Below are 12720 nucleotides of genomic sequence, written 5' to 3'. Positions count from 1 at the left end.
ATCATCGATGACCCCACCGCCCCCAAAACTCACCGCGCATGAATCAATTGACTCGGTGCGGGTATCGTTGAAGTCATTTTCGGCGCGGTCCATTGCGTGCTCCAGCGCAGAACCGGCATATCCCGGTTCACCGCGGTATGCGTGGTTGCCGCATACAGGTTGCAATCCACGCTTCTACTGGTAATTTCATTGGTCCATTCTTCGCGGATTTTCTCGGGTGCCAGCGTCGCGACGGTTAGCCGCTCGCATAGTTCGTAATTGGCTGACCATTGGTTGCGCAGTTGCCGCTGCGCAGGGTCGCCGCCGTGGATCGAATATGAAGCGCAACTGGCCAACAGCAGGATGGGTACGATGAGTAGTGATTTCATGATGGTGTGCATAAGAATGTGGTGATCCGTTTTTTACCAAATCTTGGTGGCCGCAAAAGCCACGCCGTTTGGCAGTGAGCAGACATAATTGGGATTGATCGGGCGGCATGATTTCTGGGTCAATGTTAATGTCGTCGCTGAAGTAAAGACGACATCGGTGACGGCATCGATATTGTCGTTGATCAAACGCGTCAGCCGTACCCTGCCGTCCTTGATGTCACCCCACGATGCGCCCCAGCGCCGATTGCCGTCGAAATCGGGCGGATTGAGACCGGCAAAAATCACCCGGCCGTTATTCTCCGAGATCATTAAATATCCCGCTTCCGGCAAATCGTCTATCGTCCAGATACCGTCGTAAGTACCGGCAGCCTGACCCAGTCCGGCATGCAGGCACAAAAGCAATGCGCCGATGATTTTTTTCATTGTTTTATCTCCTCAATATAAAGACAAAGCCGCACTCTGGCTAAGGAAGTGCTGAAAAAGGTAGCGAGCGATGATCAGGCAAGGCGAAATCAGGTGAGAAAGCGCAGTTTACATTGAGTAAATGAGCATTTTGAGCCTGATTTCAACGCAGCTTGAACGAGCGCAGTCGTTTTTCAGAACTTCCCTAACGGCGCTTCTGCCCTAGGATCGACCCCAACACCCCACGAGTAATTTCGCGCGCAATCGATGAACCGACCGAGCGTGCGGCGCTTTTTGCAAAGGCATCGAGCACGCTTTCGCGGCGTCCGCCGCGCTTGCCGGACGAACCCAGCAGCAAATCGCCCAGACCGGCCAGAATCCCCTCGTCCGCCGGTTTGCGCAAGCTTCCGGACGCCGTGCTTTGCGCTGAATTGCCGTGCGGTTTCTCCTCGCCGCTGCGCGCTTGCAGCAATTCAAAAGCGCTTTCGCGGTCGATTTCCTGCTCGTAGACACCGGCCACAATCGACGACTGCATCAATTCCTTGCGCTCGTCGGCCGTGATCGGGCCGATCTGGCTGACCGGGGGCAATATGAATGCGCGTTCGGTCACGCCGGGTGAGCCGTTGGCATCGAGGAAAGAAACCAGCGCTTCGCCGACGGAAAGTTCGAGGATCGCTTGTTTGACGTTCAATTTCGGATTGGGCCGCATGGTTTCGGCAATCGCATTCACCGCTTTCTGGTCGCGCGGCGTGAACGCGCGCAACGCATGCTGCACGCGGTTGCCCAGTTGACTCAGGACTTTCTCGGGAATATCGAAAGGATTCTGCGTCACGAAATAAATCCCCACTCCTTTGGAGCGGATCAGCCGCACGACTTGCTCGATTTTCTCCAGCAGCGCGGGCGATGCCATGCTGAACAACAAATGCGCTTCGTCAAAAAAGAACACCAGCTTGGGTTTCTCGCGGTCGCCGGTTTCCGGCAGATTTTCGTACAGCTCGGACAGCATCCACAACAAAAAGGAACTGTACAAACGCGGCGAGTTTAGCAATTTATCGGCGGCCAGAATATTGACCACGCCTTTGCCGTCGATGGTTTGCATCAAGTCTTCGATGTTCAGCATCGGCTCGCCAAAGAACTTACCGCCGCCCTGTTTCTCGATTTGCAGCAAGCCGCGCTGAATCGCCCCGATCGAAGCCGGTGACACATTGCCGTACTGCGTTTTGAATTGATCCGCATTGTCGCCGACAAATTGCAGTAACGCGCGCAAATCCTTCAGATCGAGCAACAATAGACCGTGATCGTCGGCGACTTTAAACACCAACGTGAGCACGCCTTCCTGCGTTTCATTCAGATTCAGCAAACGCGCCAGCAGCAGCGGCCCCATATCGGAAATCGTAGCCCGCAGCGGATGACCGTTCTCCTGCAACACATCCCATAACGTCACCGGAAAGCCTTCCCATTGCGGCACATCCAGTTGCAATGCATCCAGGCGCGCTTGCATTTTCCCGGACAGCGTTCCCGCTTTGCAAATCCCGGTCAAATCGCCCTTGATGTCGGCCATGAATACCGGCACGCCGATATTGGAAAAGCTTTCCGCCAGTTTTTGCAACGTCACCGTCTTGCCGGTGCCGGTCGCACCGGTAATGCAACCGTGGCGTGTCGCCATCGCGGGCAAAAGCGCCAAATCCGTTTTGGAATTTTTAGCGATAATTAATGGATCCGTCATAGCGTTTTTTTACCGAAGTACAAGAAAAATGCCCTGAGTAAGCGATTGTAAGCAAAACGGCGGCAAAGGCAATCGAAACATCGCGCATGCGCCGCGCTATACTATCGTTCCGTCTTGTCACTTTTTCCATTCATCTTAAAAAAGATTCCAGGGGTTGACCGGCGCATGAACACACAGATCCTCTACGGCGACATCGGCGGTACCAAAACCGTTCTGCAATTGGCTGAAATGGCCAGGGGCGGCATCCGGGAATGCTGCACGAAGCGTTACGACAGCGCGACTTTCGCCACTTTTTCCGACATTCTGCACGATTTCCTCGATCAGGCCACAATCCGTCCCCCGGCAGCCGCGTGTTTCGCCGTGGCCGGACCGATTGCAGATCAGCAGGCGACTTTGACCAATCTGCCGTGGCAGATCGGTAGCGCAAACATCGCGCAGGAATTTTCAATCGCAGCGGTCAAGCTCATCAACGATTTCGAAGCTGTAGCCTTAGCCATTGAGAATCTATCCTCCAGTGATTTGATCGCGCTGCAAACCGGGCAGCCGCATGCGCACGCAATGCGCGTGGTGCTCGGCGCCGGTACCGGCATGGGCGTAGCGTGGCTGGCGTGGATCAATGGCCGGTATTTTGCACTGCCGACCGAAGCGGGTCATATCGATTTCGCGCCGCTCACGCCGTTGCAGTCCGGCTTACTCGAATGGCTGCAACAACGCTTCGGTCATGTGTCGGTGGAACGCTTATTGTCCGGCTCCGGGCTGACGAATATTTTTAAATTTCTGCAAATGCAGTCAACGACGCCGGACTTACCGGTCATCGAACTTGAAGAAGACAACGGCGCGGCGGTCACGGCGCTGGCGCAAAGCGGGAAACATCCGGCCGCGTTGCAAGCGCTCGAATTATTCGCTGAGATTTATGGCGCTTACGCAGGCAATCTGGCTCTGGCCGGATTATGCCGCGGCGGCGTCTATGTGGCGGGCGGCATCGCGCCGAAAATGATCGATACCCTGCGCGGCGGCGGCTTTATGCGCGCATTCCGCGCGAAGGGAAGGTTTTCCGCGTTGCTGCACGAAATCCCGGTGCACGTCGTCACCAACCCGGCGCCCGGCTTGCTCGGCGCACAGCAGGAAGCCAGGCATTTGCTGCAAAACAGCGGCAAAACGTCTTAACACAATCACACACCGGCCGGACTCCAAACACCGAGTCCAATCCATTCGCCGCTTCACGGTGTATCATATACGCGCTTATTCGCATTGAGGAGAATCGCCATGTTTCCGCGCACCGCCTTCACCATTACCGTCAATCCCAAAATACCGCCGCGCCTCAGGCGCTTGGAAGAGCTGGCCAACAATCTGTGGTATAGCTGGGATCGCGCCACACGCGCGCTATTTTCGCGGCTCGATCCGTATTTATGGGAAGCGGTGGGACATAACCCCAAGGCGTTTCTGAAGCGCGTGGACGAATCGGTGTTGCTGAAAGCGACCGAAGACCGGGTTTTTCTCGCCACCTACAACAGCATCCTGTCGACGTACGACTCGTACCATGATGCATCCGCGCTGCAAAACAGCAACGGCGGATTGAGTTCGCAAGATCAGGTGGCATATTTCTGTTTTGAATTCGGCTTTCACGAAAGCCTGCCGATTTATTCCGGCGGCTTGGGGATTCTGGCCGGGGATCACTGCAAAGCCGCCAGCGATTTGCATTTACCCTTCGTCGCCGTCGGCTTACTGTACCGCCAGGGCTATTTTTCTCAAACCATCGATAGCCGCGGCAATCAGCAAGTCACCTACACCGTCGCCGATTTCGAAGATCTGCCGGTCACCCCGGTGACGCATGCGGACGGCTCGGCCATGCACGTTCAAGTGCCTCTGCTGCAACGGCAAGTCACCGCCAAGATATGGCAGGCAAAAATCGGTCACGTCACGCTTTACTTGCTCGATACCGATTTACCGGAAAATTCGCCGCAGGACCGCTATATCACGCACAACCTGTACGGCGGCGACAGAACCATGCGCATCGAACAGGAAATCATCCTCGGCATGGGCGGCGCGCGCGCGCTGCAAGCGCTCGGCATCAAACCGACCGTGTGGCACATCAACGAAGGGCATGCGGCGTTCATGATTCTCGAGCGGATTCACAATCTGGCGCAGCAAGGGCTGGATTTTGCCAGCGCCCTCGAAAGCGTGGCGGTAAATACGGTTTTTACTACCCACACCGCGGTGCCCGCCGGACACGATCACTTCAGCCCGGATATGGTGCGAACCTATTTTGACAGTTTCTGCCGCAGCCTGAACGTCACGCACGAAGAATTCATGGCACTCGGCCACATACCCGGAAGCCCGGATTTCAATATGACCGCGCTGGCGATCCGCGGCTCGCGCACGCATAACGGCGTGAGCAAAATACACGGCGGCGTGTCCGCCGGTATCTGCCGCGATTTATGGCCGCAGATCGAACCGGAAGAAAATCCGATGGCGTACATCACCAACGGCATTCATGTGCCGACTTTCCTGGCGCAGGAATGGTCCGATCTGTTCGACCGTTACCTCGGCCATGAATGGCGCAGCAAAATGTGCGACAACGCCTACTGGTCGCGCATCGATACCATCCCGGATCATTTGTTCTGGAGCGTGCGGCAATCGCTGAAATCGCAGATGTTTCACGGCATCCGTTCGCGCATCACCGAGCAAAACGCACGCAATCGCGGTTCCGAGGCGCATCTTGACCGGCTGCTGAAATTCGTCGACCCGATCAATCCCAATGTGCTGACGTTGGGCTTCGCGCGCCGTTTCGCCACTTACAAGCGCGCCACCTTACTGTTTGAAAATCTCGACTGGTTACGCAAAATCATTCTCGATCAGGAACGCCCCGTGCTGCTGATTTTCGCCGGCAAAGCGCATCCGGCCGACGTGCCGGGGCAGGATCTGATCCGCCGCATCAGTCAAGTCGCGCATTTTCCGGAATTCGAAGGGCGGCTGCTGTTAATCGAAGGTTATGACCTGCGCCTTGCCCGGCGGCTGGTCGCCGGTGTCGACGTCTGGCTGAACAATCCGATCTACCCGCTGGAAGCCAGCGGCACCTCGGGCATGAAAGCGGGCATCAACGGCGCGATCAATCTGAGCGTGCTCGACGGCTGGTGGGGCGAAGGCTACGACGGCAAGAACGGCTGGGCGGTCAAACCCGGCCCGGAAGACATGGAAGGCGTCGTGCGCGATCAGGAAGAAAGCCGCGCCTTGTACGAGATCCTGCAGGATCAGGTGATTCCGTTGTATTACAGCTACGGCAAGCTGGGCTACTCGCCGGAATGGGTGAAAATGGCCAAGCATTCGATGATATCGCTGCTGCCCAGCTATAACGCAACGCGCATGGTCGATGAATACGTCAATAAATTCTATTGTCCGGCCAGCGACAAAGGCGCGCTCTATGCCGCCAACGATTTTACCGGCGCAAAAGCGATTGCCGCATGGAAGGCCAGAATCCGCCACGCCTGGTCCGGCGTTTCGCTGCGCCGTTTGGATACGCCGTGCGAGCGTATTTATTACGACGAAACGCTGAATTTCAAAGTCGCCGCAAAACTCAACGATCTGGCCCCCGACGATGTCGTCATTGAGTTGCTGATATGCCGCCAATTCAAAACCACCCGGTTGTGCAATTTCGACCGTTTCAAGTTCGAATTCACCGGCCAGCAAGACGCGGGCGAGCATTTGTTTGAGCTCAAACTGACCCCGGAATTGTGCGGCAAGCAAGAATATTTCATCCGCATCTACCCGTATCACCCGTTGCTGACGCATCCGCTGGAAATGGGATTGATGGTGTGGTTGTAAGGTGTTCGATCCGTTATCACCGGAAGCTCGCAAAAGCTTCCGGCTTCAGCGAGGATTCTTCCTGTTCACCATCATTCCACCAGCCGCCACCGAGCGCGATGAACAGCGCCGCGGTATCCTGCAAGCGCTGCGCCTGCACCTGGAGATAAGTCAGCTTGGCCTGAAAAAATTGGCTCTTGCTACTCAAAACATACGAATAATCGACCAGTCCGGCCTGATAATTGGTTTGCGCCAAATGTACCGATTCCTGGGTCAAATCCAGTTGCTGCGCAAAACTCCGCAGCGCTTCGGCGTCGTGTTCCAGCGCCAGTAAAATATCCGCCACCTGCGCCAACGCATCCAGAGCGGTTTGCTTGTAATTCGCCAGCGATTGCTGATAAGCAGCAATTGCAGCCTTGCGGTGCAGCCATGACGTGCCGCCATGAAACAACGGCGCCACGATATTGGCGCCGACACTCCAGAAGTTGCCGCTGCTCATGAAAACATCCGCAAGATTCCGGGTGTTCTGGCCATAGGTACCGCTCAAGGTAAAGCTGGGTAGTAGCTCCGCCGTGGCGACGCCGATATTGGCGCTGTTTTCATGCACAGTAGCTTCGGCCGCCAGTATATCGGGGCGCTGGCGCACCAGTTTGGAAGGCAACGATAGAGGTAAATCGGCCGGCAGCGTGATTTCATCCAGATCGACCGGCGCTAGCGTCCGTTCCCCGGGAGCGTGGCCTGTCAGCGTGGACAGCAGATGCTCGGCCTGGCTGTGTTTCTGTTCCAGCGGCGCCAGTGTAGCTTGCAATGCCGCCAGTTTGGCCTTGAGATCGACTATGCTTGCATACGCGGCAATGCCCGCTTGCACTTGGGTTGCGGTAATCGCAATTTGCTCCTGCTGGATCTCGATCAGTTGCCGGGTCGCCGCAATCTGGGCGGCGTAACCAGCCCGGGCGACAACGGTATTGACGACATTGCCGGTTAACGTCAGATAAGCCGCCAAGACCGTATAGCGCTGAAAATCTCTTTGCGCGCCAAGGCTTTCAACGGCGCGCCGTTGTCCGCCGAATACATCGAGCGCATAACTGACCGTGGTCGACATGGTCAGCAAATTGAAAATAGAACTGGCCGGACTGCCGAAACGGGCGGCTGAGAACCGCTGACGGCTCAGCCCGGCGGCAAGATCAACCTGCGGATAAAAAATGCCGTAGCCCGCGCGCAAATTTTCCTGACTGCGTTGCAAACTGGCCTGCGCCGCTTGCAGGCTTTGATTATGGTCGATCGCTTCTTGCACCAGCGCATCCAGCTTGGCAGATTGAAACAACTGCCACCAGTTCGCCACGACTTCCACATCCTGCGCAAAATGCTGCGCCTGGCCGTCGACCGGAGCAATGACCAGTGTCTGCCCTTCCGGCACATAGCGATCAATCCCCGGGGGATCAGGACGGACAAAATCCGGTCCGACGGCGCAACCCGTCAATGTCAACAGCAAGATCGTGCAAAATCCCAGCGCCATGCTTTTCCGACACAGTGGAAAAATCCGCTGCATCCTTAAAACGCTGCGCTTACTTTGGCAATTCCACTGACGCTGCATACCGGTTTGGCAAAAAACTAACCATCCTCGTTGATATAAACATCCACCAATTGCCCGCGATAGAGCTGCACGTCAGCGGGCTTTTTGAAACGGAAAAGCACCGGCAATACCCGTACGTCGACCCGTTCGGTGCGTTGATTCGATAATTGGATTTTGGGTGATACATAAGGCTGCAAGCGGATATATTCCAGCGGGATCCGGATTTTCGTGCCGCGCAGAAACATTTGCGCCTGCATTTTGCTGACATCGGGCAGCCGGTTTATCAGGATTTCATCGACATAACAGCGCACCACCAGCTCATCCTCGGGGTTACCCATCACGATGACCGGATTCAAACCCTGCGTGTAGGTATCGTACACGCCTTGCGGTGAAATATAGCTGCCCAGCGCGGCTTTTACCGACAGCACGACGCCGTCCACCGGCGCTTTGATGGTGTATTTTTCCAGCAACGCGCTACCCGCGCGGTAGGTATTGGTCAACGCTGCATACTGGCGCTCCTGGTTTTGAATATCGTAGCTCCAGGCACCGGCCTTTGTTAAATTGTAATTTTTTAAAGCGACTTCCACACTGGCTTTGGCGGCTTTGGCGGCATTGATCGCATTGTCCAGGTTATCCTTGCTCACCGATTTGGCATCCATGTCGTAAGCATTCTGCAACTTTCTCAACTGCGTCTCGGCGGTTGCCAAATTCGCCCGGGCGAAATCCAATTGCGCTTTGGCGACATCCAGCACTTCTTTCCTGGGTTGGGCTTTCAGCTCTTCCAGCAAGGCATGCGCGGCGTCCGCTTGCGAACGCTGCTGTTCCACGGTTGCCCGTTGCACCGAATCGTCCATTTTCAGCAACGGTTCGCCTTGCTTGACCGCTTGTCCTTCGGCCACTAGGATCCGGGTAATCACACCCGCCACTTCAGGATAAAGATTGATATTCTCCCCAGTCGGCTGGAGGCTTTCGATAACCCCGGTGGAGTAAATGCCCTTGGCATAAGGATTGGGTGCCGGATCGAAAACCGGCGGTTGCGGCAGCTTTTCCCGGCCGCTCCAATAAGCGCTGAGCAGCCCGGCGATAATGCCACCCACGGCAACGGTCATGATGACTTTATTCTGCACCATCCCTCCTGTTCTCAATGCCAACGATCTTGCCGTCTTCCATTGTCATAATCCGGTCGGCAAATTCGAAAATCCGGCTATCGTGCGTAACGATCAAAATACAACGTTTGTCGTTGAGCACTTCGGCTTTGACAAAATCCATGATGCGCCGGCCGGTGTCGCCATCCAGCGATGCGGTAGGTTCGTCGAAAATCAAAATATCCGGTTTGCTCACCAAAGCACGTGCGATGGCTACCCGCTGCTGTTCACCGCCGCTCAATTTCATCGGCGGCAGATCAGCTTTATTCTTCAGCCCGACAATTTCCAAATAGCTGACCGCTTCCCGGATCGATTCATCCCAATCGCGTTTTTTCAGGATCAATGGTATCGCGACATTCTCGGCCGTGGTCAGCCGTGGAAACAGATGGTAATCCTGAAACACAAAACCGACCTTGTTCAGACGGAACTCGGCAATTTGATCGGGGCTCAACTTCCAAATCTCAATGGTATCGATAGTTACCGTGCCGGTATTGGGACGCAAGATCCCCGAGATCATGCTCAGCAACGTTGTTTTTCCGCTTCCCGACGGCCCGACAATGAAAAATATCTCGCCGAAATAAGCCTCGAAACTGATATTTCGCACCGCGAAGGTTCTGGCATCGCCCTCGCCGAACCACTTGGTCAATTCATGCGCGGAAACGGCGGAATTCACCCGTTAGCCTCTGAAAATATCGAATGGTTCAATCTTCAATACCTTTCTTATGCCGATATAACTGGAAATTGCGGCGATGATCAGCACCATGACAAACGCAAAAGCCAAGGTGGTATACGTGATATTGGCGGAATAATCCGGGACTCTGAGTTTCGCGGCCGTAATGATGAGCGTGCACAACCCGACCCCCAAGCCGTATCCAACCAGCGCGGTGAACGTGGCTTGGAAAAGAATCATATACACCAGCTCACGCCCTTTTGCGCCGATCGCCTTCAACGCGCCGAACTTTTCCAGATTCTCCAGTATGAAGGTATAAAAAGTCTGTCCGGAAATCGACAATCCCACCAGAAAGCTCACGATGGTCATGATAAAAATATTGGTTCCCAGCCCCGTCTGGTATTTATAGTAATTCGCTATTTTCTGCATGAACTCTTCTTTCGTGAGCGCTTGATAACCCAGCCGCTTAACCTCCTCCTGGATGTGCGGAATCGCGTCATCATTTTTCGGTTCGACGAGAATATACGAGATGGTGAAGCGCGTTGACGGGATGTATTGAATCGCCCGGCTATAGGTCGTGTACAACGTGGGAATGCCGAATAGTCCGCTGGCGGTCACCTTGGCGATGCCGACAATGACGCCGCGATGATCGTTCAACTCGAAGTCGGTACCCAAGCGGATGTCGCCAAGTTTGCGGATTTCCGCATCCTGCACGGCGATGAAAGCATTCTCGGCATAAATATCTTCGATCTTGCCTGCGATCAGCTCGGGGCGACCGAACAGACTGTTGTCGTCCAGGCCGAGCACAGTCACCGATTGAAACACGCCGCTTCTGAGTTTGACCAGCGCCCCGCCGGAATACAGCGGCACGGCATATTTGACGCCATTGATACTGCGCACCGCATCCAGCACATAATCCGGCATCGGAATACTATTCGCCACATTATTCACCGCCGGATCCATCACCCAGACTTGTGCACCCAAGTTAATGACGGTTGAGGAAGACTTCGCCAGAATGCCGGAAAAAATCGACGTCATCTGCACCATCAGAAACACGGCAAACATAATCCCGACCAGCAAAGCAACGTACTTTCCTTTGTCGTTCACGAGCAGCTTAAAAGCCAGTTTCAAGGTTCCGTTCATAACGCATTCACTCCCGGCAAAACGCCAATGAATCTGCTATCGAACCGCGTACTTTGATTATTTGATGAAGCTGGAACAATACGGTGATTATTCTGGTGTTCAGTTTAGCTCAGAATCCGGTGCAAAACGATACTTCCGAGAACCCAAAACTTTCAATAAAAATGTCATTGAAATATTGACGCAAGAGACATAACCTGCAACCTTGCTGAAAGAGAAAATTATTCGTAATTCAGGAGAGTTTTGCATGAATCACAACCCCGTCGGATGGTTTGAAATTTACGTGCAGGATATGGAGCGCGCCAAGCGTTTTTATGAATCGGTTTTTCAAACGCAGCTGGAGCGACTGAACAGTCCTCCGGACATGCCGATTGAACTTTGGAGCTTTCCCATGCTGAAGGACCGGATGGGCGCATCCGGGGCACTGGTCAAAATGGACCATGGGCCGTCCGGCGGGAATGCTGTGTTGGTCTATTTTTCCTGTGCGGATTGTGCTGTTGAGGCTGCTTGTGCAACCTCTGCGGGAGGGCAAGTCGTGCGCGAAAAAATGTCCATTGGCCAGTACGGCTTCATCGCACTGATTCGCGACACCGAAGGCAATATGATCGGCCTGCATTCCATGCAATGACATTCATCAAGCACAAAAAGCCCCGCCGTACGGTGCGGGGCTTTTAATTATACAGGGACGGATTATTTGTTACGCACCCCGGCGCGATTCTGTTCGAGCACTTTGGCAACGGCCTTGATGTCGGCAGGACTCACACCGGCCAGCTCGGCTTGTTCACCGATGATCTGAATAAATTTTGTGATGGTTTTATCGGGAATGTTCCGCCCCTTGTGAATCTTAGGCATCGACCCGCGGCATTTATGGCCTGTGTCAAGCACCGTGCCGTCGTGCCGCGATGAGCCGCCCAAATCATGATCCAGCATCATAGCCAGGCATTGCGCGATATCCGCGGGAGTTTCCGTCAGATTGCCGAAAAACGAGGCAATTTCACTATCGGACAATAATGCAGGCACGGCATAATTATGCAAAAACGCCAAGATGCCATAATACCCGCCCAATCGAGACGCAACAGAGTCACTATGTATTACCAGGCGCGGTTCGTCCGCGCTGTCGCTGGTGTTTGTTTGCTGTGCACTGGTTTTGACCTGATCCGCCATGACCGAACCGATGCCATCGACGGCAACCAGTGCGCAGATTAACGCAATCGCGAGATATTTAAGCCATTCCGGTGTATGTTCCTTCGGTGATATTAGAATCATGATTTCCTCTCCTTTTGATTGATTTTAAGTTAGCGTATCCGGCGAACGCTGCCTGCTTCCGCTGGAAGTCCGTGAAGCCACCAAAACCATTTCAGGCGGCTTCATTACCCAATACGCAGCCATTCGAAATTTGGATGCAGAAAATCACAATTTTTTAAAATGCTTGATATTCCTTGCATGAACAAGCACATGCACTGCCCTCAATCGGTAAACAGTATCCGGCTGCATCCAAACCGGGATTTCCTTCGTATTAATTCATAGAAGCGATTGCTTCCATTTTGATTGAAACTTTTAATTAACAGAGGAAGAAAAATCTCATGTCACAGCACACCATCAGAGCCGTTGTGCAAGTCGTCGCATGCACGGATAAAATTCCCGAAGTACACGCAATTTTGCAAGGAATCGTCGCCCCCACCCGCCAGGAACCTGGATGTTTGAATTATCAGCTATTGCAGCATCGCAGCAACCCGGCTGTGTTTTTGTTTATCGAGGAATGGTCGGATGAACAAGCCATTGACGCACACTTCGGCACGCCGCATATTAGGGAAGCCCTGGTAAAAGTCACCCCCCTGCTCGCGCAAGCGCCCGACATTCAGCACTATACATTGCTCGCATAACGCGTTTGCACG

Annotated in this window: 12 protein-coding genes; 4 read left to right on the top strand and 8 right to left on the bottom strand. The window is 54.2% G+C overall.

Annotation, left to right across the window (positions count from 1 at the left end; all coding sequences use genetic code 11):
* Window positions 1–29 precede the first annotated feature (29 nt).
* The 3 genes from HRU77_11425 to HRU77_11415 form a co-directional block, all read right to left on the bottom strand.
* Window positions 30–368, bottom strand: coding sequence for a hypothetical protein (locus HRU77_11425; GenBank protein ID QOJ21241.1), 339 nt, complete (start codon window positions 366–368; stop codon window positions 30–32).
* Between the two features lie 33 nt (window positions 369–401).
* The gene (locus HRU77_11420) at window positions 402–791 is read right to left on the bottom strand and encodes a hypothetical protein (GenBank protein QOJ21240.1); all 390 of its coding nucleotides are present in this window, start codon (window positions 789–791) and stop codon (window positions 402–404) included.
* A 184-nt stretch (window positions 792–975) separates the two neighbouring features.
* A complete protein-coding gene (locus HRU77_11415) occupies window positions 976–2496 on the bottom strand; it encodes a DUF853 family protein (GenBank protein QOJ21239.1) in 1521 nt (506 codons plus the stop codon).
* A 165-nt stretch (window positions 2497–2661) separates the two neighbouring features.
* Here HRU77_11415 and glk point away from each other — a divergent pair, with 165 nt between their 5' ends.
* Both glk and glgP read left to right on the top strand, forming a co-directional pair.
* Window positions 2662–3663, top strand: a complete 1002-nt coding sequence (glk, locus tag HRU77_11410; protein ID QOJ21238.1) for a glucokinase — start codon at window positions 2662–2664, stop codon at window positions 3661–3663.
* Between the two features lie 99 nt (window positions 3664–3762).
* Window positions 3763–6318, top strand: a complete 2556-nt coding sequence (gene glgP, locus HRU77_11405; GenBank protein ID QOJ21237.1) for an alpha-glucan family phosphorylase — start codon at window positions 3763–3765, stop codon at window positions 6316–6318.
* A 16-nt stretch (window positions 6319–6334) separates the two neighbouring features.
* Here glgP and HRU77_11400 read toward each other — a convergent pair whose 3' ends face one another.
* From HRU77_11400 to HRU77_11385, 4 genes are all read right to left on the bottom strand, one after another.
* The gene (locus HRU77_11400) at window positions 6335–7846 is read right to left on the bottom strand and encodes an efflux transporter outer membrane subunit (GenBank protein ID QOJ21236.1); all 1512 of its coding nucleotides are present in this window, start codon (window positions 7844–7846) and stop codon (window positions 6335–6337) included.
* Between the two features lie 62 nt (window positions 7847–7908).
* Window positions 7909–8997, bottom strand: coding sequence for a biotin/lipoyl-binding protein (locus HRU77_11395; GenBank protein ID QOJ22153.1), 1089 nt, complete (start codon window positions 8995–8997; stop codon window positions 7909–7911).
* Window positions 8987–9688 carry an ABC transporter ATP-binding protein gene (locus tag HRU77_11390; GenBank protein ID QOJ21235.1) on the bottom strand — a complete coding sequence of 234 codons (702 nt, stop codon included), beginning with the start codon at window positions 9686–9688 and terminating at the stop codon, window positions 8987–8989. The genes HRU77_11395 and HRU77_11390 overlap by 11 nt, the downstream gene beginning before the upstream one ends.
* Before the next feature lie 3 nt (window positions 9689–9691).
* Window positions 9692–10828: an FtsX-like permease family protein gene (locus tag HRU77_11385; protein QOJ21234.1), complete on the bottom strand. Its 1137-nt coding sequence runs from the start codon at window positions 10826–10828 to the stop codon at window positions 9692–9694.
* A gap of 244 nt (window positions 10829–11072) precedes the next feature.
* Here HRU77_11385 and HRU77_11380 point away from each other — a divergent pair, with 244 nt between their 5' ends.
* Entirely contained in the window at window positions 11073–11453 is a 381-nt protein-coding gene (locus tag HRU77_11380; GenBank protein ID QOJ21233.1) for a VOC family protein, read from the top strand.
* Between the two features lie 62 nt (window positions 11454–11515).
* Here HRU77_11380 and HRU77_11375 read toward each other — a convergent pair whose 3' ends face one another.
* Window positions 11516–12091, bottom strand: a complete 576-nt coding sequence (locus HRU77_11375; GenBank protein ID QOJ21232.1) for a hypothetical protein — start codon at window positions 12089–12091, stop codon at window positions 11516–11518.
* Window positions 12092–12408: 317 nt separating this feature from the next.
* Here HRU77_11375 and HRU77_11370 point away from each other — a divergent pair, with 317 nt between their 5' ends.
* A complete protein-coding gene (locus HRU77_11370; protein QOJ21231.1) occupies window positions 12409–12708 on the top strand; it encodes an antibiotic biosynthesis monooxygenase in 300 nt (99 codons plus the stop codon).
* Window positions 12709–12720 lie beyond the last annotated feature (12 nt).

The organism is Gammaproteobacteria bacterium (assembly GCA_015709615.1).
Classification (GTDB): Bacteria; Pseudomonadota; Gammaproteobacteria; order Burkholderiales; family Nitrosomonadaceae; genus Nitrosomonas.
Note: the sequence above shows the minus strand (reverse complement) of the source record. Positions and strands in the feature narration are given on the sequence as shown.